The 20647-nt window shown below is 68.1% G+C and carries 23 protein-coding genes and 1 riboswitch; of the genes, 11 read left to right on the plus strand and 12 right to left on the minus strand.

Annotated features, from left to right (window positions below):
- Nucleotides 1-17: 17 nt before the first annotated feature.
- The 9 genes from ABCN56_RS03780 to ABCN56_RS03820 are packed head-to-tail and all read right to left on the minus strand — an operon-like array spanning nt 18 to nt 7467.
- On the minus strand, nt 18-878 hold the full coding sequence (locus ABCN56_RS03780; RefSeq protein ID WP_343079432.1) for a TonB family protein: 861 nt from the start codon (nt 876-878) through the stop codon (nt 18-20).
- The gene (locus tag ABCN56_RS03785; RefSeq protein WP_343079433.1) at nt 875-1273 is read right to left on the minus strand and encodes a biopolymer transporter ExbD; all 399 of its coding nucleotides are present in this window, start codon (nt 1271-1273) and stop codon (nt 875-877) included. Before ABCN56_RS03785 ends, ABCN56_RS03780 begins: the two co-directional genes overlap by 4 nt.
- 4 nt (nt 1274-1277) lie before the next feature.
- The gene (locus ABCN56_RS03790) at nt 1278-1673 is read right to left on the minus strand and encodes an ExbD/TolR family protein (RefSeq protein ID WP_343079434.1); all 396 of its coding nucleotides are present in this window, start codon (nt 1671-1673) and stop codon (nt 1278-1280) included.
- Nucleotides 1663-2292 carry a MotA/TolQ/ExbB proton channel family protein gene (locus tag ABCN56_RS03795; RefSeq protein WP_343079435.1) on the minus strand — a complete coding sequence of 210 codons (630 nt, stop codon included), beginning with the start codon at nt 2290-2292 and terminating at the stop codon, nt 1663-1665. Before ABCN56_RS03795 ends, ABCN56_RS03790 begins: the two co-directional genes overlap by 11 nt.
- Complete coding sequence (locus ABCN56_RS03800) at nt 2289-3080, minus strand: cobalamin-binding protein (RefSeq protein ID WP_343079436.1); 792 nt, start codon at nt 3078-3080, stop codon at nt 2289-2291. The genes ABCN56_RS03795 and ABCN56_RS03800 overlap by 4 nt, the downstream gene beginning before the upstream one ends.
- Nucleotides 3080-3823 carry an ABC transporter ATP-binding protein gene (locus tag ABCN56_RS03805; protein WP_343079437.1) on the minus strand — a complete coding sequence of 248 codons (744 nt, stop codon included), beginning with the start codon at nt 3821-3823 and terminating at the stop codon, nt 3080-3082. The genes ABCN56_RS03800 and ABCN56_RS03805 overlap by 1 nt, the downstream gene beginning before the upstream one ends.
- Nucleotides 3820-4806 (minus strand): FecCD family ABC transporter permease, encoded by a 987-nt coding sequence (locus ABCN56_RS03810; RefSeq protein ID WP_343079438.1) that lies wholly within the window; start codon nt 4804-4806, stop codon nt 3820-3822. Before ABCN56_RS03810 ends, ABCN56_RS03805 begins: the two co-directional genes overlap by 4 nt.
- Nucleotides 4803-5657, minus strand: coding sequence for an ABC transporter substrate-binding protein (locus ABCN56_RS03815; RefSeq protein ID WP_343079439.1), 855 nt, complete (start codon nt 5655-5657; stop codon nt 4803-4805). The genes ABCN56_RS03810 and ABCN56_RS03815 overlap by 4 nt, the downstream gene beginning before the upstream one ends.
- On the minus strand, nt 5632-7467 hold the full coding sequence (locus ABCN56_RS03820) for a TonB-dependent receptor plug domain-containing protein (protein ID WP_343079440.1): 1836 nt from the start codon (nt 7465-7467) through the stop codon (nt 5632-5634). The genes ABCN56_RS03815 and ABCN56_RS03820 overlap by 26 nt, the downstream gene beginning before the upstream one ends.
- A 133-nt stretch (nt 7468-7600) precedes the next feature.
- A riboswitch (cobalamin riboswitch) is annotated at nt 7601-7813 on the minus strand.
- A 109-nt stretch (nt 7814-7922) separates the two neighbouring features.
- Here ABCN56_RS03820 and ABCN56_RS03825 point away from each other — a divergent pair.
- From ABCN56_RS03825 to ABCN56_RS03855, 7 genes are read left to right on the plus strand one after another with little or no spacing between them, the layout of a single operon-like run.
- On the plus strand, nt 7923-8192 hold the full coding sequence (locus tag ABCN56_RS03825) for a HypC/HybG/HupF family hydrogenase formation chaperone (protein ID WP_343079441.1): 270 nt from the start codon (nt 7923-7925) through the stop codon (nt 8190-8192).
- Nucleotides 8189-9304: a 4Fe-4S dicluster domain-containing protein gene (locus ABCN56_RS03830; protein ID WP_343079442.1), complete on the plus strand. Its 1116-nt coding sequence runs from the start codon at nt 8189-8191 to the stop codon at nt 9302-9304. Before ABCN56_RS03825 ends, ABCN56_RS03830 begins: the two co-directional genes overlap by 4 nt.
- A 9-nt stretch (nt 9305-9313) precedes the next feature.
- Nucleotides 9314-9781, plus strand: a complete 468-nt coding sequence (locus tag ABCN56_RS03835) for a cyclic nucleotide-binding domain-containing protein (RefSeq protein ID WP_343079443.1) — start codon at nt 9314-9316, stop codon at nt 9779-9781.
- Nucleotides 9759-10613 carry an FAD/NAD(P)-binding protein gene (locus ABCN56_RS03840; protein WP_343079444.1) on the plus strand — a complete coding sequence of 285 codons (855 nt, stop codon included), beginning with the start codon at nt 9759-9761 and terminating at the stop codon, nt 10611-10613. Before ABCN56_RS03835 ends, ABCN56_RS03840 begins: the two co-directional genes overlap by 23 nt.
- 1 nt (nt 10614) lies before the next feature.
- Nucleotides 10615-11388 (plus strand): NADH-quinone oxidoreductase subunit B family protein, encoded by a 774-nt coding sequence (locus ABCN56_RS03845; protein WP_343079445.1) that lies wholly within the window; start codon nt 10615-10617, stop codon nt 11386-11388.
- Entirely contained in the window at nt 11378-12670 is a 1293-nt protein-coding gene (locus ABCN56_RS03850; RefSeq protein ID WP_343079446.1) for a Ni/Fe hydrogenase subunit alpha, read from the plus strand. The genes ABCN56_RS03845 and ABCN56_RS03850 overlap by 11 nt, the downstream gene beginning before the upstream one ends.
- Before the next feature lie 2 nt (nt 12671-12672).
- Nucleotides 12673-13161 (plus strand): hydrogenase maturation protease, encoded by a 489-nt coding sequence (locus tag ABCN56_RS03855; RefSeq protein WP_343079447.1) that lies wholly within the window; start codon nt 12673-12675, stop codon nt 13159-13161.
- Here the strand turns inward: ABCN56_RS03855 and ppsA are convergent.
- Together ppsA and ABCN56_RS03865 are read right to left on the minus strand one after the other, a co-directional pair.
- A complete protein-coding gene (gene ppsA, locus ABCN56_RS03860; protein WP_343079448.1) occupies nt 13158-15548 on the minus strand; it encodes a phosphoenolpyruvate synthase in 2391 nt (796 codons plus the stop codon). The genes ABCN56_RS03855 and ppsA overlap by 4 nt on opposite strands.
- A gap of 91 nt (nt 15549-15639) precedes the next feature.
- Entirely contained in the window at nt 15640-16680 is a 1041-nt protein-coding gene (locus ABCN56_RS03865) for a DUF475 domain-containing protein (RefSeq protein ID WP_343079449.1), read from the minus strand.
- A gap of 219 nt (nt 16681-16899) precedes the next feature.
- Between ABCN56_RS03865 and ABCN56_RS03870 the strand changes: the two genes are divergently transcribed.
- The 4 genes from ABCN56_RS03870 to ferA all read left to right on the plus strand — a co-directional run bounded on the left by ABCN56_RS03870 (nt 16900) and on the right by ferA (nt 19353).
- On the plus strand, nt 16900-17556 hold the full coding sequence (locus ABCN56_RS03870) for a flavin reductase family protein (RefSeq protein WP_343079450.1): 657 nt from the start codon (nt 16900-16902) through the stop codon (nt 17554-17556).
- 130 nt (nt 17557-17686) lie between these two features.
- On the plus strand, nt 17687-17836 hold the full coding sequence (locus tag ABCN56_RS03875; protein ID WP_343079451.1) for a hypothetical protein: 150 nt from the start codon (nt 17687-17689) through the stop codon (nt 17834-17836).
- Nucleotides 17837-17958: 122 nt separating this feature from the next.
- Nucleotides 17959-18852 (plus strand): aldo/keto reductase, encoded by an 894-nt coding sequence (locus tag ABCN56_RS03880; RefSeq protein WP_343079452.1) that lies wholly within the window; start codon nt 17959-17961, stop codon nt 18850-18852.
- Entirely contained in the window at nt 18853-19353 is a 501-nt protein-coding gene (gene ferA, locus ABCN56_RS03885) for a flavin reductase FerA (RefSeq protein ID WP_343079453.1), read from the plus strand.
- 4 nt (nt 19354-19357) lie between these two features.
- Here ferA and ABCN56_RS03890 read toward each other — a convergent pair whose 3' ends face one another.
- Complete coding sequence (locus tag ABCN56_RS03890; protein ID WP_343079454.1) at nt 19358-20623, minus strand: glycerate kinase type-2 family protein; 1266 nt, start codon at nt 20621-20623, stop codon at nt 19358-19360.
- Nucleotides 20624-20647: the final 24 nt, after the last annotated feature.

Consider the following 20647-nt stretch of genomic DNA (forward strand, 5'->3'; position numbering starts at 1 on the left):
GAACCGCCCAAGGCCAGTCAGCGCGAGAAGGTCACGGGCAGCGTGAAGGACTGAGCTTGTCCGCCGAGGCCCTCAGGCGCGGCAGGAAAACGGCCCGCGCGTGCGACGGCCACGAGCGCCGCCTCATCCAGCAGCGCGTGACCTGAGCTTTGAGCGATGCCATAGCTCACGATCCTGCCATCGGGCGCCACCGTGAGCCGCAGCGTCACGGTGCCCGTCAGCCCCTGCACCTGCGCCGCGCGGGGATAGGCCTTCCGCCGCTCGACGCGCGAACGGATCTGCCCGGCCCATTGCGCCATGAGGCTGTTGCGTTCGCCCTCGGACAGGGCGCCTTCCCCCGTCTGCGCGGTTCCAGGCGCCGACGCGACCGCGCCCGCGCTTCCGGCCTGCGGCGCGGAGCCCTTGCCGGCTGCGGCCTCGGTCGCGGGTTGCGGCTTCGACGGCTTTTCGTCGGGCCGCGCCTTGGGCCGGGTTGCATCCGGCGGCGCCGCCGCTGCCTCGACACGGGGCGGAGGCGGCGGCGTTGTGTCGACACCCGGCGCTGCGTCGTCGTCGAGGCTGGAGAGAGACGTGGGCGCGGAAACCATGTGCGCGGCAGCCGTTTCCGCTTCAAGCGCGGGCAAGGCTGGAGCCAAGGCGGTTTCCGGTGCGGCAGGCGCGCGCGGAGCTTCGGGCGCGGCTTCCGGCGGACGGCTCCATTCTGCAGCGAGGCGCGAAAGCGCCGGGCTCCCGGCGAGGGTCACGGCCGAAGCGCCCCCACCGCCTTCGGCCGACGCGCCGCCCGCGCCGTTCCCGGGCAGGCCGATCCAGACGGCCGCGTGGACCGCCGTCGCGAGCGACAGGAAGGCCAGGGGCTCCGCGACGCGCCTGAGGATCATTGCCCCGCCCCCTTCGAAACGGTGACGAGGTCCACCCGCTCGGCCCCGCCAGCGGCGAGGCGCGCGAGGAGTCGGGCAAGCTCCACCCCCTCGAGTTCCGCATCCGCGCGGAGGAGGAGCGGCTCTCCCGCTTCCGACGCGGTGGCGATCGCGGCCGCCAGCGCCTCATCCCCGCGCGAGGAACCGAAGGCGAGTTCGCCGTCGGCGGCGGCCAGAAGCGCCGCCCCGGGTTCGGGCTCCGACCCGGCCTCGGTTGCGGGAGGGCTGACCTCGATCGGCTCCGGCGGCGCGATGGTCGCCGTCATCAGGAAGAAGACCAGAAGCAGGAACACCACGTTGATCATCGGCACGATGGCCTCCGACGGGCGGCGTCTGGGAGGAGAGGCGAAGCGCATGGCCCTACTCCACCACCGCAAGCGCCGTCAGCCCGGCATCCGACAGGGCGCCAATGACGTCGACGACGCGCTGAAGGCTCGCGCCTTCGACGGGCCGAAGGAGGACGGGGGCCTCGGGACCGGCCATCAGCGGGCGAAGCGCCTCGGCAAGGCCAGCTTCATCCACGGCGAGGCCGTTCAGCCGCACATTCTCCGGCCCGATTTCCACGAGGCGCGGGGGACCCTGCCATTCGGCCGGAGCGCCGGGCGCCGCCAGCGCGACTGGAAGCGCGCCCTCCGCACCGAAACGGGCGGCAAGCATGAAGAAGACGAGGAGCAGGAACACCACGTCGATCATCGGCGTCAGCGAGGGCCGCCGGGCCCGGCGCGGCGCACCGAAATGGAAGCCGTCAGCCGCCATGCGCGCTCCCTCCCCCGCGCGTGAAGATGCGGGTCGCGTGATCCTCCATGTCGGTCTGCAGCCCGTCGGCGATGCTTTCGAACCAGCTTTGAGCAATGCCCGCCGGGATCGCCACGGCCATCCCCGCCGCGGTCGTGAGAAGCGCCTCCCAGATGCCACCGGCGAGCGCCGACGGATCGGCCCGCGCGCCCGCTTCCTGAAGCGTCTGGAAGGCGGCGATCATGCCCAGCACTGTGCCGAGAAGCCCAAGAAGCGGCGCAATGGTCGCGACGAGTTCGAGGACGCGGATGCCGGTTCGCGCTTCCGCGAGAAGCGCGCGGGCGATGCGTTCGGTTTCCTCCCGCGCGGCCGCTTCCGGCATCTCTTGCCGCGCGGCCATGGCCGCGAGCGCGAGCCTCGCGCGCCAGGTGCGACGGCCCGCAACCGCCGAGCGCGCGGCGTCCGCCCGACCTTCGGACCAGAGCGTCACCGCCCGCTCCGCAGCCCCGCCCGACCATGCTCCCGCGAGCGAAAGGCGCCAGAGCTTCCAGAGGATCAGTGCAAGCGTCCCCACGGACAGCGCGGCGATGACCCACATCGCCGGTCCGCCTTTCGAGATGAACTCCACGACGCCGTTCATGCCGCCTCTCCTTCCCTGCCCCAGAGCGCCGCCAGCATCGCGTCGAGCCCGTCGGTCAGCGCTGCGGGGCCGGGCTGAAGAATGATCGGCGACTTGATCTCGTGGATGCGTCCCGCGCGGACGGCGGGCAGATCGCCCCAACCCTCACGCGCGGCGATCTTCTCGGGTCGCACCTTCTTGCCGCACCACGAGGCGAGGATCACCTCCGGCGCGGTTTCCGCCACTTGCCCGGCCGTGACGATCCGGTCCCTGGCCCGCCCTTCGCGGGCGAGGGCCGCGAACACGTCCTGCCCCCCGGCGATGCCGATGAGTTCACTGACCCAGCCTATCGCGGAGATGAGCGGCATGTCCCATTCCTCGAACCAGACGCGCGGGCGCACGGGGCGCGGTGTGGCGGCCACGGCGGCCAGCCGGGCCTCGTAGCCCCGCGCCAGCGCCTCCGCCCGATCCGCCGTGCCGGTCAGCGCGCCGAGCGTGCGGATCATGGCGAGGATACCCGCGATGTCGCGCTGGTTGAAGGCATGGACGGCGATACCGTCGCGAATGAGGTCCGCGACGATGTCCGCCTGGAGATCGGAGAAGGTCAGGACGAGGTCCGGGTCGAGCGCGCGGATCTTCGGCAGATCCGCCGAGGTGAAGGCCGAGACGCGGGGCTTTTCCCTCCGCACGCGCGCGGGCCGGACCGCATAGCCAGAGACCCCGACGATCCGATGCTCCTGTCCCAGAAGGTACAGGGTCTCGACCGTTTCCTCGGTCAGGCAGACGATGCGTTCGGGCGGGAAGGCCATCACGCGCCCTCCAGAGTGTCGAGCGGCTGGAACACGGGGCCTTCGGGCGTATCCGCGAAATGGGCCCGGATGCCGAAGACGGAAGCCAACGTTTCCGCTGTCAGCACCTCGCGCGGGGTGCCGTCCGCGACGATCCGGCCACGCGACAGGACGATGAGCCGCGTACAATGGCGGGCAGCGAGTCCAAGGTCATGAAGCGCGGAGAGGACGGCACCGCCCTCCGACGCCAGCTCGGCGAAGACGCGCATCGCGGCGATCTGCGCGGCGGGGTCCAGTCCGGCAACGGGCTCGTCCGCAAGAAGAAGCGGCGCCTCCTGTGCGAGCGCCCTCGCGATAAGGACGCGGGCCTGCTCGCCGCCCGAAAGCTCCGTCGCGCGCCGGTCGCGGAACGCGCCGAGTCCCATCCGCTCCAGCGCGGTCTCCACCGCGTCATCCCCCTTGTCGTGGTGCGGCAGCCGCCCAAGCGCCACCAGCGCCTCGACGCTGACCGGCCAGGCGATTTCCCGCACCTGCGGCAACCAGGCGGCGGCGCGGGCGCGGGCCTCGGGTGGCAGCGCGGCGAGGGAGGAATGGCCCTCTGCGGGCAGAAGACCAAGCGCCCCGCGCAGAAGCGTCGTCTTGCCCGCGCCGTTCGGTCCAATGAGACCGACGAACTCGCCCTCGGCGACCGTCAGGCTCACACCCTCCACCACCGGGCAGGGGCCGCGGCGCAGCGTAAGGTCTTCAAGCGTCAGAAGCGTCACAGCCCCTCCCTCCCCATCTTGCGCACGAGGTGCAGGAAGAAGGGCGCACCGACAAGGGCGGTCAGAACACCGAGTTTCAGATCGCGCTCGGGTGTGATGACCCTTGTGAGGATGTCGGCCGCGAGGATCATCGCCGCACCGCCGAGCGCGGAAGCCGGCAGGAGCGCCGAGGGCCGGGCCCCGACCGTCCGGCGCAACAGGTGCGGAACGACGAGGCCGACGAAGCCCACCGCGCCCGCGACGGCGGTCGCCGCGCCGATGAGGGCGGCAGTGCCGAGGACGAGCGTGAGGCGCAGGCGGCGGAGGTTGACCCCGAGGCTCGCCGCTGCGTCCTCGCCCAGGGTCAGCGCGTCGAGTCCACGCCCAAGCGTCAGGAGCGCCGCGCCGCCCGCGACGAGGAAGGGAGCGGTGAGGCCGACGTGCAGCATCGACCGGTCGGCGAGCGAGCCCATGAGCCAGAAGACGATCTCGGAGGCCGCGTAGGGGTTGGGCGAGAGGTTCAGGACCAGCGAGGTCAGCGCGGCGGCAAGTGCCGAAACCGCGATCCCGGCGAGGATCAGCGACAGCGCCTGCCCGCGCGGGCCCGCGAGGAGGAGGATAAGGAGGACCGAGGCGACCGCGCCCGCGAGCGCCGCGAGTGGCAGCGCGAGGGCGAATGCGGCGTAGAGCCCGGTGTGGATGGAGATGACGGCGCCGAGAGCGGCAGAGGCGGAGGTGCCGATCAGACCCGGCTCGGCCAGGGGGTTCCTCAGGAACCCCTGCATCGCCGCGCCCGAGAGCCCGAGTGCCGCCCCGACCATCAGCCCCAGAAGCGCGCGCGGAAGGCGGATTTCCCGCATCACCATGCCCGCTGCACCCTCGTCGGAGAACAGGGCCGAGAGCCCCTCGCCCGGCCCGATCCCGGCCGGCCCGATGACCAGCGAGGCGAGGAACAGAGCCACGACAAGCGCCGACAGGGCGAGAAGCAGCGCGCCGAGCCTCATCCTTCGGCCTCCAGTTCGTGGCGGACGTGGATCAGGTCCGCCACCGCTTCGAGGACGAAGGGCGTGGCGCAGGCCCAGGATTCATCGGTCAGCGCGCCGCCACGGCGGAGACCTCTCAGCGCGGGGTGACCCAGTATTTCCTCGGAGCGCGAGGTCGCCCCCCGTTCTCGCCGGCTCGCGATGACAAGGTCGGGCGCGGCCATGATGAGGCTTTCCAGGGGCAGCGTCCCGCCCCAGTCCAGCCCGAGTTCAGAGGCGATGTTGTCGAAGCCCGCAGCCAGGAGGATCTGTCCTGCGAGGGTGTTCGGCCCGTAGGTGTAGCCGCTCGGTCCGTAGATCGCGGCGCGTGGGCGGTGTGCCGGCACGTCTGCGGTCAGGTCCGCAAGGCGGCCATCGAATGCCGCGAGGATCTCCTCCGCGCGCGCCTCCTGCCCCAGGACTTCGCCCATCCGGGCGATGTTGTCGCGGATTTCGGCCATCGAGGCGCCGGGGGTGAATTGAACGACCTCGACGCCCAGGCGGCGAAGCATCGAAACGGTCGCGGGGGAGGACCAGACGTCGGCCAGCACGATGTCGGGCGCCAGAAGGTAGAGCTCCTCCGCGCGGCCGTGATTGACCGGGTAGCGGGCCGCTTCCTCGGCCATTGCCGACATCTCGGCGCGGGAAGCGAGGTTGGAGACGGAAACGAGCTGTCCCGGAGCCGCGATCAGCATCGCAAGCTGGTCGGTGCAAAGATTCATCGACGCCACGCGCTTGGGTGCCTCGGCACGCGCGGGCATCGCCGCGCCGAGCACGAGGCCCAGCGCGGCGAGAAGGACCCGGAGGTCAGAAGCTCTTGCGAAGCCCGGCATAGAAGGCGCGGTCCGAAGTGCCGTAGCCCGGCACGAGCTGGTATTCCTCGTCGAAGAGGTTCTCGACGCGCAGATAAGCCTCGGTCTCCTGCCCGAGGTCGTAGGTGAAGGTCGCGTTGGCCACCGTGTAGTCCGGAAGCGAATCCCGGTCCGCGGCGTGTTCGACGGTGAAGGCCCCGCGGAGCCGGTCGGCGAGCTGCGCCTCGACACCGAGAGCGATTTCGTGCCGGGGCACGAGCGCCCAGCTCGACGCGGAGGTCGCGCTGTCGGTGTAGGTGTAGGACCCGGTCAGAACCGCGCGCTCACCGAGCGGAACCTCGCCGGCAAGCTCCAGACCCGAACGGCGCGACGTTCCGGAGATCTGGTCGTAGGAGAAGGTCGCGAAGGAGTAGTCGATCAGGTTTTCGGCCTCGAGCCAGAATGCCGTGGCACGGATCGAACCGCCGCCGGGCAGGAGGTACTCGGCGCCAAGTTCGAAGCTGCGGCTTTGCTCGGCTTCGAGGTCGGGGTTGCCGACGAAGTCGCCGTAAAGTTCGTAGTTCGAGGGCGCGCGGAAGCCGGTAGCTGCGACGGCGCGCAGGATCAGGTCGTCGGTCGGACGGTATGCGGCCGAGAGGCGCCCGGTCGTGAAGCCGCCGAAGCGGGAGTGATCATCGTGGCGCAGGGTCGCGGTCACGTCGAGGTCGCTGGTGAAGGCGTGGCTCACCTCGGCGACGACACCGGCGATCGTGCTGGAACGGTCGGCAGAGCCATAGTCGCCGCGCTGCTCGTAACGTTCGTGCGTGACATCGGCGCCGAAGACCAGCCGGGTGTTCGACCCGAGATCGGTCGCACCCTGCCAGGCCAGCTTGTGGCGGGTCCCGGTATAGGCATAGTTGGCGGGACCGAATGCGGTCACGGTCGCGTACTGCCGGTCGATCCGGTAGAAGGTCGCCGCGACGGTGTGGTCGATGGCGCCGGTCGAGAAGGCCACGGCGCCCCTCAGGCCCACCGCCAGCGCATCGGTCGTCTCGTCCGGGGTTCCGTCGAACGGCAGACCCGTCAAGAAGTCGACTTCGTCATAGTCGCCTTCCGAATCCTCGACGAAGCCCGAGAACGACAGGACGGCGCCGTTCTCGAGCGCGTGGTTCACCGTCAGGCTCACACGGTCGGCACGGTATCCGTCGTCTTCCGTGTTGCCGGCGTTCTCATCTGCGGCCGAAAAGCCGTCCGTTTGCGCATGGCTCAGGGTAAGCGCGTAGTCCGTCGCGCCAGCCTTGCGGGCAAACCCGTAGGAAAGGCGTGCGGAATTGTAGCTTCCCGCTTCTGCCGCGAAGGTCTGGGAAATCCCCTCTTCGGTCGCGCGGCGGGTGGTGATGTTGATCACGCCGCCGACGGCGCGGCTGCCGTAGAGCGCGGATTGCGAGCCGCGAAGAACTTCGATGCGGCTCACGTCTGCCGTGGTCAGCCCGCCGAAGTCGAAGGCGACCTGGGTGCGCGAGGGGTCGGTCACGTCGATACCGTCGACGAGGACGGCGACGTAGTTCTGCGAGGCGCCACGGATCGACAGACCCGCCTGCCCGCCGATCGGACCAGTGGTGCGGATCGTAACGCCGGGCAGGCGCGAGAGGAACTCGACTAGGCGGGTTTCACCGGTGGCCTTGAGGTCCTCTTCGGTCACGACCGTGACGGAGGCACCGGTGCGCTCGGCCTCCGTCTCCTCGAGGTTGGCGCTGACGACGATCTCCTCGATCTCGTAGACACTCTGCGCGGCCGCGGGCGCGGCCAGTGCCGTCGTTGCGGCAAGAAGCGCGAAGGTTCTTCCGTACATTCCAGTTCCCTTTCCGGCGCGGGGGTCTTCCGCCCCGCCGATAGATACTTGTCCTTGGAAAGGAACGCCTTTCCGCCGACGGTGTGTTGTCACCACTGCGGTAGGCCGCCTCGCATGCGCCCCCCGCGCATGGGAAAGGGTGATCACTTCGGCAGGTCTCCTGGCTTGCGGGTCTTCGCCCCGGCTGGCCTTCCCGGGGGATCCCCAGTGGCGTCGTCAGCCGAAACTCGCCGCTTACAGTTGCGGGGGCAGCCCAGGATTTGGCCACTCACGGACCGCACCGGGTTCCCTTTTAATCCGCCGTCCCTTGCCCGGGCTGGCGGAAACCGAAGTGCCCTCCGCTTCGCGCTTAATGGCCAACGAGTCAAGGCGCGATGCGACCAGTGACGGCACAAAGCGACGCAGCCCCCCGGTGGGTGCTTCCCTTGCACCCCGATTCCCTGTTTCAATGCAGCATGTGTTTGTGTGTTCCCGAACGGATCGAGGAGATCGCCCCGAACGGAACGGCCCGCGCCAGAGGGCCGGAGGGCGAACGGATCATTTCGCTCGCACTTCTGGAGGGGGTGAGCGTGGGCGACTACGTGACCGTCCAGTCAGGCTTCGCGATCCGTCGCCATGAGGCGGCAGAGGCGGAAAAGGTGCTCGCACTCCTGCGTGAGGCGGGCCTTGCCAGCCAGCCCGCGCCGAAGAACGCGCGCGAATCGACGGACGAGGTCTTGCCATGAGCCATTCCCGCGCCGCCGTGCTTCTGGATCTTCCGGGCCTTAACGCTCTCGTCTCCCGGCTCGCGAAGCGGAAGCGCGTCCTTGGCCCGGTAGAGCGCGACGGCGCCGTGCGCTACGAAGACGTTACCTCGGTCGACGACTTGCCGAAAGGCTGGGTAAGCGAACAGGCCGGCGGGCATTACCGGCTGGCGAAGTCGGGCGAGGCGCTTTTCGGCTACGTGATCGGACCAGACAGCTGGAAGCGTTTCCTTCACCCGCCGCGCCAGCGGATATGGCAGGCCGAGGCCGGAGCGGAAGGGGCGCCGCCGGTCATCCACCCGGAGCCGCCGCCCGACAAGCCGATGGCCTTCCTCGGCGTCCGCGGCTGCGAACTCGCCGCGATCGCGGTGCAGGACCGTGTCTTCATGCAGGGCCCCTACCGCGACCCGCACTACGCGGCCCGGCGTGCCTCGGCGTTCATCGTCGCGGTGAATTGCGACCGGGCCGTTTCCACCTGCTTCTGCCCCTCAATGGGAACCGGACCCGCGGCCGGGGCGGGGCACGACATCTGCCTGACCGAGATCGAGGAAGGCCGGACGTTCCTTGCTGAGGCGGGAAGCGGCAAGGGTGCGGAGCTCCTCGCCCTCCTGCCCTCGCGCCCGGCCCGCGAGGAGAACCTCGCCGCGGCGACGGCGCTGACCGAACGCGCCGAGGCCCAGATCGCCCGGCGGATCGACACCAAGGACCTGCCGGGGCTGCTACAGTCGAACCCCGAGCATCCGCGCTGGGACGATGTCGCGCGCCGCTGCCTGAACTGCGCGAACTGCACCATGGTCTGCCCGACCTGCTTCTGCACGGAAACCGTGGAAACCTCGTCCCTCGATGGAAAAAGCGCCGCGCGCGAAAGCCGCTGGGCCTCGTGCTTCACGCTGGACTTCACCCATGTGCATGGCGGCGGACCGCTGCGGCACAGCCCGAAATCCCGCTACCGGCAGTGGATGACGCACAAGCTGGACACCTGGCACGACCAGTTCGGCCAGTCGGGCTGCACTGGCTGCGGCCGCTGCATCACCTGGTGCCCGGTGGGCATAGACATCACCGAGGAAGTCGCGGCCATACGCCGCGAGCCATAGGAGGAGGCGATGGCGATCCACGATCTTGGAAGTATCGTCGGGGCGCACCGGCTGTTCGCAGGCCTCGACAAGGAGTTCCTTGACCTCGTCACCGGCTGCGCGATGAACGCGCGTTTCGCCGAGGGCGAATACCTCTTTCGCGAGGGCGACCCGGCGGACCAGATCTTCCTGATCCGCGAAGGACAGGTGGGGCTGGAGATATCGGCCCCCGACAAGGGACGGCTCACATTCATGACGGCCGGCCCCGACGAGGTGATCGGGCTCTCGTGGCTCGTTCCGCCCTACCGCTGGACCTATGACGCCCACGCGCATTCGGACGTTCGCGCCATCGCGCTCGACGCCGCATGCCTGAGGCAGAAATGCGAGGCGAACCCGGCGCTCGGCTACGACGTGATGAAACGCTTCATGCCAGTCGTCGTGGACCGGCTGCACGCAACAAGGCTCCAGATGCTCGATGTCTATGGCAACCGCGGCTGAAACCGACCCCGCACCCTTCGAGGACGCGATGGTCCCGGTGCCTGCCCGGGTGACAGGCCGGACGGAGGAGGCGCCCGGCGTCGTGACGCTGACGCTCGAGGCGCCGCCGGACTGGGCGGGATTCGTGCCGGGGCAGTTCAACATGCTGGGCCTCATGGGCGTCGGCGAAGTGCCGATCAGCTTCTCGGGAGATCCGGCGGACGCGGGCCGCATCGTCCACACGATCCGCGCCGCGGGGCCGGTGTCCTCTGCCCTCGCTGCGCTCGAACCGGGAGCCTGGCTGATGCTGCGCGGGCCATACGGCAAGGGCTGGCCGATCGACCTTTCAGAGGGGCGCGACGTGATCGTGGCGGCGGGCGGCCTCGGCCTCGCGCCACTCAGGCCCACGCTCTACACGCTTCTCGCGGGCGGCGGCCGGTTCGGCCGGGTGACGCTACTTTACGGGACGCGCAGCCCCGGTGACATCCTCTACGGAGCGGAACACGACCGTTGGCGCGCAGGCATGGCCGTACATGTGACGGTGGACCACGCGGAACCCGGCTGGCGCGGCAACGTGGGCGTCGTGACGAAGCTTTTCGACCGGGCGGAATTCGACCCCGCTCGGACCACGGCCTTCATCTGCGGGCCGGAGGTGATGATGCGCTTCGCGGCGACCGGGCTCGTCGACCGGGGAACGGAGCCCGCATCGGTCTTCGTCTCGATGGAACGGAACATGGCCTGCGGCATCGGGCTGTGCGGCCATTGCCAGCTTGGCCCCCATTTCATCTGCCGCGACGGTCCGGTCTTCGACTGGCGCGAAATGCGGCCCGCGATGGCAGTGAAGGAGCTTTAGGATGACAGGAAAACCCCGCCTCGGCGTCTTCAAGTTCTCCTCCTGCGACGGCTGCCAGCTGTCACTCCTGGATTGCGAAGACGAGCTTCTGGCGGTCGCTGGCGCCATAGACATCGCCTACTTCCCCGAAGCGACGCGCGCCGACGACGTTGGGGAATACGACCTCGTGCTGGTCGAGGGATCGGTGACGACCCCGCATGAGGCGACCGCGATCCAGGGTATCCGGAAGCGCGCGAGAAAGCTCATCACCATCGGTGCCTGCGCCACTTCGGGAGGCATCCAGGCGCTCAAGAACATGGCGGACGTGGAGGAATACATCCGCATCGTCTACGCGCGGCCCGACTACATCTCGACGCTCGACACCGCGACGCCGATCGCGGACCACGTGAAGGTGGACTTCGAGCTTCGCGGCTGTCCCATCGACAAGCGCCAGCTGATCGAGGTGATCGCGGCCACGCTCGCCGGTCGCCGCCCGCAGACGCCGGAGCATTCGACCTGCATCGAATGCAAGAGGGCCGGGAACCTCTGCGTCATGGTCGCCCACGGCACGCCCTGCCTCGGCCCCGTGACCCATGCGGGCTGCGGGGCGCTCTGCCCCGGCTATTCTCGCGGCTGCTACGGCTGCTTCGGACCGAAGGAGACGCCGAATACGGCGGCGCTGGCAGCGCAGCTGGCGGAACTTGGCACGGACCGGGGCACGGTCAAGCGGCTCTTCTCCACCTTCAACACCAACGCCCCGGCATTCCGGGCGGAGGCGGAAGCCCATGACGGATAAGGTCATCAAGGTCGACATGCTCGCCCGGGTCGAGGGCGAAGGGGCATTCAAGGTAACGGTGCGCGACGGAAAGATCGTGGGGACCGAGTTCCGCATCTTCGAACCGCCGCGCTTCTTCGAGGCATTCCTTCAGGGCCGCGCCTATGCCGAGGCGCCCGACATCACCGCGCGGATCTGCGGCATCTGCCCGGTCGCCTACCAGATGAGCTCGGTCCAGGCGATGGAGATGGCGCTTGGCGTAAAGGTCGAGGGGCCGCTCCGCGACCTGCGCCGGATGCTCTATTGCGGCGAGTGGATCGAAAGCCACGTCCTGCACGCCGCGATGCTTCACGCCCCCGATTTCCTTGGCTTCGAAGGTGCCTTCGACATGGCCGCGGCGGGGCATGGCGAGGCGGTGAAGCTGGCGCTGGACCTCAAGAAGGCCGGAAACTCGATCGTCGCCTTCCTCGGCGGGCGCGAGATACACCCGATCAACGTCCGCGTCGGCGGCTTCTACAAGGTTCCGAAGCGGAAGGACTTTGTCGAATTGCGCGAGACGCTTCTGAGGGCGCGCGACCTGGCCGAGGCTTTCGTGGACTGGACCGCGAGCCTGCCCTTCCCCGAGAAGGAGCGCGATTACACCTTCGTCTCGCTGAAGCATCCGGACGAATACCCGATGAACGAGGGGCGGATCGTGTCCAACCGCGGGCTCGACATCGCGATCCCAGACTACAACGCTCATTTCCGCGAAGAGCATGTCGCCCATTCGAACGCGCTTCAGGGCTGGATGATCGAGGGGGGCGCGTATCTCTGCGGCCCCCTGGCGCGCTACAACCTGTGCTATCCGCAGCTGTCCGAACGGGCGAAGGCCGCAGCGGCCCGCGCGGGCCTCGGCGCGGAATGCCGGAACCCATATCGGTCGATCACCGTCCGCGCGGTCGAAACGCTTTTTGCCGTGGACGAGGCGCTCAGGCTGATCGACGCCTACACGGAGCCGGACGCCCCGGCGGTTACGGTGGAGCCGAAAGCCGGCGAGGGCATGGGCGCGACGGAGGCGCCGCGGGGGCTCCTGTTCCACCGTTACCGGCTGAACGGCAACGGATCGATCGCCGAGGCGCAGATCGTGCCGCCCACGTCGCAGAACCAGCCCTCGATAGAGGCGGACCTGTCGGAATTCATCGCAGACATCCTCGACCGGCCGGAAGACGAGATCCGGCATCTCTGCGAACAGACAATCCGCAACTACGACCCCTGCATCTCCTGCGCGACGCATTTCCTGAAGCTGGAAATAGACAGGGGGTAAGGGTGGCGACCGCGGGAGGCTCCGGCGGGGATATCTCCGGCCAGAAGAAAGGGCAGGTCACGAGACTTGTGATCGGCTGCGGCAATCCGATGCGGCACGACGACGGCGCCGGGCGGGCGGTGGCGCGGGCTCTTTCGCACATGGGAATGGAAGCGGTCGAGGCGTCGGGGGAGGCCGGTGGACTTCTCGCGCTCTTCGAGGGGCGACGGGATGTGGTGCTCGTCGACGCCTGCGCTTCGGGCTCGGAGGCCGGGACGGTGCACGAATTCGAAGCGGGCACGGGCCCCCTGCCCGCTTCGCTCGGCACCGTTTCGAGTCACGGCTTCGGAGCGGCGGCGGCGATCGAACTGGCGCGGAGCCTCGGCGCGCTGCCGCCGCGTCTGCGGGTCTTCGCCATCGAGGGCACGGAGTTCGGCCATGGCGAGGGGCTTTCGCCCCCGGTCGAGGCGGCGGTGGCGGCGCTGGTGCGCCGCCTCGCACGGGAGGCTTAACCCCCCATCTCCGCGACCATCTGGAGCGTCTTGAGGACCGAGTCCGGTGTGAGCGAGATGGAATCGATCCCGCAGTCGACGAGGTAGCGCGCCATTTCCGGGTAGTCCGACGGCGCCTGGCCGCAGATCCCGACATGCCGGCCGTTGCGCTTCGCGCCGTCAACCGCCTGCTTCAGGAAGGCCATGACGCCCGGGTCGCGTTCGTCGAAGTCGAAGGCGACGATCTGGCTGTCGCGGTCGACGCCGAGCGTGAGCTGCGTGAGGTCGTTCGAGCCGATCGAGAACCCGTCGAACCGCTTGGCGAATTCGTCGATGGCGATGACGTTGTTCGGGATCTCGCACATCACATAGATCTCGAGCCCGTTCTTGCCACGCTCAAGCCCGTGCTTGCCCATGAACTCGATCACCCGGTCGGCCTCGTCCACGCGGCGACAGAAGGGGATCATGAGCTTGAGGTTCGTCAGCCCCATCTCGTCCCTGACCCGCGCCATCGCGCGGCATTCGAGGACGAATGCCTCCTCGAAGCTGGGATGGGTGTAACGCGCGGCGCCGCGGAACCCGATCATCGGGTTTTCCTCCTTCGGCTCGAAGGGGGCGCCGCCGATCAGCTGGGCGTATTCGTTGGACTTGAAGTCCGACAGCCGCGCGATGACGGGGCGCGGCCAGAAGGCGGCGGCGATAGTACCGACACCTTCGGAAAGACGCTGGACGAAGAAATCCCCGCCATTCGCATGGCCCTGCACCATCTTGTCGATCGCGGCGCGATGCTCCCTGTCCTCTACCTTGTCGGGATGGAGGAGCGCCATCGGATGCGCCTTGATGTATTCGTTGATGATGAACTCGAGGCGGGCGAGCCCCACACCGTCGACCGGCAGGAAGGAGGTCTTCAGGGCAAGCTCCGGGTTGCCAAGGTTCACCATGATATGGGTCTTCGGCTTCTTCAGCGTCGCGAGGTCGGTCCGGCGCGTTTCGAACGGCACCTCGCCCGCGTAGACGCGGCCCACGTCGCCCTCGGCGCAGGAGATCGTGACCGTCTCGCCGTCCTTCAGCGTCGCGGTGGCGCCTTCCGCGCCGACGACCGCCGGAATGCCCAGTTCGCGCGCGACGATGGCCGCATGGCAGGTGCGGCCGCCGCGGTTCGTCACGATCGCCGCCGCGGTCTTCATCACCGGCTCCCAGTCCGGCGTCGTCGTATCGGAGACGAGGACCTCACCGGGCTTGAACTCCGACAGCTGCTCGGTCGAGCGGATCACGCGGACCTTGCCCAGCGCGCATTTCGTGCCGACGGCGCGACCGGTGACGCGGGTCTCGCCCTTCCCGGTGACGACGTATTCCTCCATCACGTTCGCGTCGGCCTGCGAGGTCACGGTCTCCGGGCGGGCCTGGACGATGTAAAGCTCGTTGTCCTTGCCATCCAAGGCCCATTCGATGTCCATCGGCGTCGTGTGGCCACGGTGGCGGGAATAGTGATCCTCGATCTTGATGGCGTAGTCGGCGAGCACCAGCGCCTGGTCGTCCGTGATCGAGAAGGCGGCCTGTTCCTCGGCCGAGGTGGGCTTGTTGACGATCGGCTCGCGCGTGCGCCCCGCGGCATAGACCATCTTCATTTGTTTCGCGCCAAGCACGCGGCGTGTCACGGCGCGGAATCCGTCGCGGAAGCGCGGCTTGTGGACGAGGAATTCATCCACGTCCACCGCGCCCTGCACCACGTTCTCGCCCAGCCCGAAGGCCGAAGTGATGAAGACGAAATCGGGATGGCCGGATTCGGTGTCCACCGTGAACATTACGCCCGAAGAGGCGAGGTCGGAGCGGATCATCTTCATCACGCAGGCCGACAGGTAGACCTTGAAATGGTCAAAGCCCTTGTCGATCCGATAGCTGATCGCCCGGTCGGTGAAGAGCGAGGCGTTGCAGCGCGTGACCGCATCCAGCACCATCTCGTTGCCGGCGATGTTCAGGTAGGTGTCGTGCTGGCCAGCGAAGCTTGCCGTCGGCAAGTCCTCGGCCGTGGCGGAGGACCGGACGGCGACCGAGATGTCGTTGCCGTATTCGTCATAGAGCTTTTCCATCGCCTCGAGGATCTCGTCGCGGACCTGCGGGGTGAGGCCCGCGGCATAGACGATCTCGCGGCAGGACTGACCGGCCTTGTGCAGCGCCCTCACGTCGGACTTGTCGAGCCCGTCGAGTTCCCGGTGCAGTTTCTCCCAGGCCCCGGCGGCGTCGAGCGCGGCGCGGTAGCCCTCGGCGGTGACGGCGAAACCGTTGGCCTGCTTGACGCCCAGAGGCGTGAGCTCCCGGTACATTTCGCCGAGCGAGGCATTCTTGCCTCCGACCAGTGGCACGTCTTCGATGGTCAGATCCGAGAACCAGCGCACGAATTCGGCCATGTCTATCCCTCCAAATGTCCTGGCGATCCAATCGCCGCGAAGCCTAGGGAAGCGATTGGCACGGTGCCTTGATGCAGCGCAAACCCGCGCCTCAGGCGCCGTTCACGCGCCGATTGTGCCGGATAGAGGAGATCAGCGCGAGACCGATCAGAACGGCTCCGAGAAGACCGGTGATCATCTCGTGGATATGCCAGAGCGACTGCGCGAACATGATCACGGAGAGAACCAGGATCGAATAGAACGCGCCGTGTTCCAGGTAGCGGAACTGCGCGAGCGTCCGCCGTTCCACCAGCATGATCGTCATGGAGCGGACGTAGAAGGCGCCGATGCCGAGGCCGATGGCGATGAGAAAAAGGTTCTGCGTCAGCGCGAAGGCACCGATCACGCCGTCGAAGGAAAAGGAGGCGTCGAGAACCTCGAGGTAAAGGAAGGCGCCGAGGCCGCCCCGCCGCGCCATGTCCGCCGTCGCAGACTGCATGTCGAGGACATGTCCGATCACCTCGACGGCGAGGAAGGTCAGGAGCCCGGCGACCGAGGCATAGAGGAACTCGGCCGTGTGATGGTCGGGAAGGACCGTGGCGAAGCCCATGACGACCAGGAGGACGAACGCGATCTCGAGCCCGCGGACAGAGGCGCACTTGCGCAGCCGGGTCTCCAGCATGCGGATCCAGTCCACCTCCTTGCCCTCGTCGACGAAATAGGAGAGCGCGACCATCATCAGGAAGGTGCCGCCGAAGGCCGCGATCGAAAGATGCGCTCCCGAAATGATGCGCGCGTATTCGGCAGGCTGCGTCGCCGCCAGCCTGATCGCGGCAAAGGGGCCGATATGCGCCGCGACCACGACGATGAGCAGCGGGAATATGACACGCATGCCGAAGACCGCGATCAAGATGCCCCAGGTCAGGAAGCGGTGCTGCCACTCTGGCGTCATCTCCTTCAGCTTGTTCGCGTTGACGATCGCATTGTCGAAGGAAAGCGAGATCTCGAGGACCGCGAGGACGAGGCCGATCAGGAAGAAGCTCACCGCGCCCGCAAGGTTACCGCTGTAGGACCAGCCAAGCCAGAAGGCGAGACCCAGACCGAGGGCCGTGAACAGGAATGGCCAGCGGAAATAGGCTAGGGTCGCGGTCATCAGGGTCTCCCGTAGGCCGCTGGGGCGACGGGTGTCACGCAAGGCCTTGCTGCGAGATAGGTGGCCTCACATCGAACAACAAGCGCGCCCCCGGCGTGCCGTCACCGATGCGGACGGGCGGCGTTGTGTCCATACAACACTGTGCCAGCCGCGCCCCGGCCTTGCCGCGCCATGCCGCTCCGTGCCTTAATCGCCCGCGATACGCCTGAAGGAGCGCCCATGCACTACGCCCCGGGCCAAGAGCCCTGCCCCCTTCCCTATTCGCCCTTCAAATCCTGCACGGTGCCGCGCCCGATCGGGTGGCTTTCGACCGTTTCGCGGGACGGGGTGGCGAACCTCGCCCCCTACAGCCAGTGGCAGAACCTGACCTTCGACCCCCCGATGGTGATGTTTGCCGCGAACCAGTATTCCGACGGGCGCAGGAAGCACACGGTGATCAACGCCGAGGAAACGGGCTGGTTCGTCTGGAACATGGCGACCTACGGGTTGCGCGATGCGGTCAACATATCGGCCGCGGAATGGCCCGACGGCGTAGATGAGTTCGACAAGGCCGGCGTCACGAAGGCCGCCTGCGTCGACGCGCCCGGTCCGCGGGTCGCGGAAAGCCCCTGCCACTTCGAGTGCCGCTACCTTTCCACGCACCGCTTTCGGGGATCCTCCGCCCACGGCTGGGTGGATGTCGTCTATGGCGAGGTCGCACGCATCCACGTCAACGACGCCGCACTGACGCCCGAGGGAAAGATCGACATCCTCCGCCTCAGGCCGCTCGCCCGGCTCGGCTACTACGACTACACGAGCGTCACCGAGGTCTTCGAGATGCGCATTCCAGGCGCGTCCGAGATGACCGCCGCGGGGCTCGAGGGGAAGGGAAGCTGACCGGCTCCGGCGATGTGAAAACACACACATCTCTCCGCCACACGAATGCATCTGTAATTCCCATATCGCGTCACATTTCAGCCGCGTTCGATTGCGAAAAAAGCAATCGTACCAGTTGCAGGAGGGCGATATGGAACTTCTCAGCCAGATCTCTTTCGATGACATCGTAGGCAGCTTCCTTGTCTGTGTCGCTCTTCGTGAGGTGATGATCTTCACGCTTCCCGACCGCATCGCCGGCCCCGGTGGCTGGCTGATCGACACGGGTTCCGACGAAGTCTGAATCGGACCGGACATCGGACCTGGAAAAGGCGCCCCAACGGGCGCCTTTCGTCTTTCTTCCCGCACTGTTCCCATAAGGCGGAATGTGGCAGGGTCCAAGCCGGGGCGGCAGAGGGGGACAGCATGGAAAGGGTCGAATTCGGGCAGGGCCTGACACTGTCGCGGCTTGTGTATGGCATGTGGCGGCTGGGCAACGACAATGACCGGAGCCCCGCGCGCGTCAGGGCCAAGATCGACGCCTGCCTCGCGCAGGGCATAACTAGCTTCGACCAGGCCGACATCTACGGGGACTACGAAAGCGAATTCCTTCTGGGCGAGGCGTTGCGTGCCAGCCCCGGCCTTCGCGACGAAATCGAGATCGTGACGAAATGCGGGATAATGCTGAAGTCGGGCAAATATCCCGACCGCCGGGTGAAGCATTACGACACCAGCGCGCGCCACATCCGGACGGCGGTCGAGAACTCGCTGAAGAAGATGGCGATCGAGCAGATCGACCTCCTGCTCATCCATCGGCCCGATCCCTTCATGGACGCGGAGGAAACGGGCGGCGTACTCGATGACCTCGTGGCGTTCGGGAAAGTTCGCACGGTGGGCGTTTCGAACTTTCGCCCGCACGATTTCACGCTACTTCAGTCGTCCATGAAGACACCCCTTGTCACGAACCAGATCGAGATGAGCCTCGCCGCGCCGGAGCCGCTGACGAATGGCGATCTCTCCTTCCTGCAGGAACGGCGCATCCCGCCGATGGCCTGGTCGCCGCTGGGCGGGGGCGCGCTTTTCGCAGGCGCGCAGCCGCGGCTGCTGGAAACGCTTGCCCGCGTCGCGGCCGCTCAGGGCGTCGACGCCGCCGCTGTCGCCGTGGCCTGGCTGCTCGCCCACCCGGCCCGGCTACTGCCGGTGATGGGCACGACCGATCTTGCCCGCATTGGACGCCTTGCCGAAGCCCTCAAGGTGCGGTTAGACCGCGAAACCTGGTTCGAACTCTACGAGGCCGCGATCGGCCACGAGGTGCCCTGAGTGACTGCGACCGTCATAACCCCTGACGAGGGCGGCGCCCGCGCGCTGCGCGAGGCGCTCGGCCGCTATGCGACCGGCGTGACCATCGTCACGGCGCAAAGCCCCGAGGGACCCGTGGGAATGACGGCGAACAGCTTCACATCCGTCTCGCTCGACCCGCCGCTCGTGCTCTGGTGCCCGGCGCGCTCCTCCGGCCGCTTCCCGGCCTTCGCCGCGGCCAGCCACTATGCGATTCACGTTCTTGCCGCCGACCAGCTCGACCTCTGCCGCCGATTCGCGCGGGAGGGCCGCGACTTTGCGGGTCTTGGCGATAAGGTAACGCCGGAAGGCGCCCCGGCGCTACCGGGATGCCTCGCCCGCTTCGATTGCGCGGCCCATGCCGCGCATGAAGGCGGCGACCACGCAATCCTCGTCGGGCAGGTTCTGAGGGCCGAGATGCGCGCAGGCGATCCCCTGATCTTCTGGGGCGGCCGATACGGCGACTTCCTGCATCAGGCCTGAGGGCTCATCCCCGGACGAAGACCATCAGGTCGGCGACATTCGTCCCCGTGCCGCCAGTCATCACGAGACCGTCACAGGCACTCAGCGCCGTGTTGCTGTCGTTCCGCGCAAGCGCATCTTCGGCGTCCAGGCCGGCGGCTCGCATCCGGGTCAGCGTGGACGGATCCACGATCCCGCCTGCCGCCTCAGTCGGTCCGTCGCGCCCGTCCGTGCCGGCGGAGAGGAAGGCCCAATCGCCCTCCAGCCGCCCCTCCGCCAGAAGCGCGAAGCGCAGCGCGAGTTCCTGGTTGCGCCCGCCCTTGCCGTCGCCCCGGATCGTCACGGTCGTCTCGCCGCCGAAGCCGATGGCGCCGCCCGGAGAGACCTTAATCGCCTCGTCCATGATCCGTTGCACCGCGTCTCCGACGTCGCCGGTGACGGGCCGAAGAAAGATGCGCGCCCCGGCCTCCTCCATCGCGCGGACGGAGGCCGCATTCGAACCGACGAGCCGGTTGTCGGCCTCCGGCAGCGGCGGGAGTGCTTGCGCGGGCGCTTCCAGATGCGCGCGCACGGATACCGGCAGGCGCGTCCAGATCCCACGGGCTTCCAGGGCCGCGCGGGCCTCTGCCTTCGTGCCCACCGGCGCGACCGTCGGACCCGAGGCGATCACCGACAGATCATCCCCCACGACATCCGACAGGATCAGGGCCGTGACCTTCGCGGGCGCCGCCGCCCGCAGCATCCCTCCCCCTTTCAGCCGCGACAGCTGCTGGCGGACGAGGTTCATTTCCTCGATCGGCGCGCCTGAGGCGAGCAGGAGCCGGCTGACCTCGGCCTTCTCGGCCAGCGTCACGCCCTCGACCGGGGCGGGCAGGAGAGCCGATCCGCCGCCGGAGATCAGCGCCAGGACGCGGTCGTTGGCGCCAAGGGGGCGCAGCGCGGCAAGAACCGCCTCCGCCGCGCGATGGCCGTTTTCGTCCGGAACCGGGTGGCCGGCCGCCATGACCGTGGCGCCGGGAAGGTCGCCGGCGTTCTCGTAATTCGTCACGACAAGCGCCTCGGGGGGCGCCCAGCCCTTGCCCCGAAGAACCTCCAGCGCGGCCCCGGTCATCGCACGGGCCGCCTTGCCGACCGCGATCACCAGAAGCCGCCCGCCGGGCGCTGGGGGCGGCAGCGGATCGCGGGCAAGCGAAGCGCGCACCGCCTCTGCGGGATCGGCGGCCGCAAGGCCCGCCGACCATATCGCGAAGGCCCTGTCGCGTAGCCGGGAAATCTCGGGAGCTATCGTCATGGCCCGAACCTTGTACGAAGCCGC

It is taken from the genome of Ostreiculturibacter nitratireducens, assembly GCF_032670585.1.
Taxonomy (GTDB): domain Bacteria; phylum Pseudomonadota; class Alphaproteobacteria; order Rhodobacterales; family Rhodobacteraceae; genus Ostreiculturibacter; species Ostreiculturibacter nitratireducens.

Excerpts from the sequence above, each read along its gene's own strand:
- ABCN56_RS03780 (WP_343079432.1), bottom strand. The coding sequence starts at position 878 with ATGATCCTCAGGCGCGTCGCGGAGCCCCTGGCCTTCCTGTCGCTCGCG.
- ABCN56_RS03785 (WP_343079433.1), bottom strand. The coding sequence starts at position 1,273 with ATGCGCTTCGCCTCTCCTCCCAGACGCCGCCCGTCGGAGGCCATCGTG.
- ABCN56_RS03790 (WP_343079434.1), bottom strand. The coding sequence starts at position 1,673 with ATGGCGGCTGACGGCTTCCATTTCGGTGCGCCGCGCCGGGCCCGGCGG.
- ABCN56_RS03795 (WP_343079435.1), bottom strand. The coding sequence starts at position 2,292 with ATGAACGGCGTCGTGGAGTTCATCTCGAAAGGCGGACCGGCGATGTGG.
- ABCN56_RS03800 (WP_343079436.1), bottom strand. The coding sequence starts at position 3,080 with ATGGCCTTCCCGCCCGAACGCATCGTCTGCCTGACCGAGGAAACGGTC.
- ABCN56_RS03810 (WP_343079438.1), bottom strand. The coding sequence starts at position 4,806 with ATGAGGCTCGGCGCGCTGCTTCTCGCCCTGTCGGCGCTTGTCGTGGCT.
- ABCN56_RS03815 (WP_343079439.1), bottom strand. The coding sequence starts at position 5,657 with ATGCCGGGCTTCGCAAGAGCTTCTGACCTCCGGGTCCTTCTCGCCGCG.
- ABCN56_RS03820 (WP_343079440.1), bottom strand. The coding sequence starts at position 7,467 with ATGTACGGAAGAACCTTCGCGCTTCTTGCCGCAACGACGGCACTGGCC.
- ABCN56_RS03825 (WP_343079441.1), top strand. The coding sequence starts at position 7,923 with ATGTGTTTGTGTGTTCCCGAACGGATCGAGGAGATCGCCCCGAACGGA.
- ABCN56_RS03830 (WP_343079442.1), top strand. The coding sequence starts at position 8,189 with ATGAGCCATTCCCGCGCCGCCGTGCTTCTGGATCTTCCGGGCCTTAAC.
- ABCN56_RS03835 (WP_343079443.1), top strand. The coding sequence starts at position 9,314 with ATGGCGATCCACGATCTTGGAAGTATCGTCGGGGCGCACCGGCTGTTC.
- ABCN56_RS03840 (WP_343079444.1), top strand. The coding sequence starts at position 9,759 with ATGTCTATGGCAACCGCGGCTGAAACCGACCCCGCACCCTTCGAGGAC.
- ABCN56_RS03845 (WP_343079445.1), top strand. The coding sequence starts at position 10,615 with ATGACAGGAAAACCCCGCCTCGGCGTCTTCAAGTTCTCCTCCTGCGAC.
- ABCN56_RS03850 (WP_343079446.1), top strand. The coding sequence starts at position 11,378 with ATGACGGATAAGGTCATCAAGGTCGACATGCTCGCCCGGGTCGAGGGC.
- ppsA (WP_343079448.1), bottom strand. The coding sequence starts at position 15,548 with ATGGCCGAATTCGTGCGCTGGTTCTCGGATCTGACCATCGAAGACGTG.
- ABCN56_RS03865 (WP_343079449.1), bottom strand. The coding sequence starts at position 16,680 with ATGACCGCGACCCTAGCCTATTTCCGCTGGCCATTCCTGTTCACGGCC.
- ABCN56_RS03870 (WP_343079450.1), top strand. The coding sequence starts at position 16,900 with ATGCACTACGCCCCGGGCCAAGAGCCCTGCCCCCTTCCCTATTCGCCC.
- ABCN56_RS03875 (WP_343079451.1), top strand. The coding sequence starts at position 17,687 with ATGGAACTTCTCAGCCAGATCTCTTTCGATGACATCGTAGGCAGCTTC.
- ABCN56_RS03880 (WP_343079452.1), top strand. The coding sequence starts at position 17,959 with ATGGAAAGGGTCGAATTCGGGCAGGGCCTGACACTGTCGCGGCTTGTG.
- ABCN56_RS03890 (WP_343079454.1), bottom strand. The coding sequence starts at position 20,623 with ATGACGATAGCTCCCGAGATTTCCCGGCTACGCGACAGGGCCTTCGCG.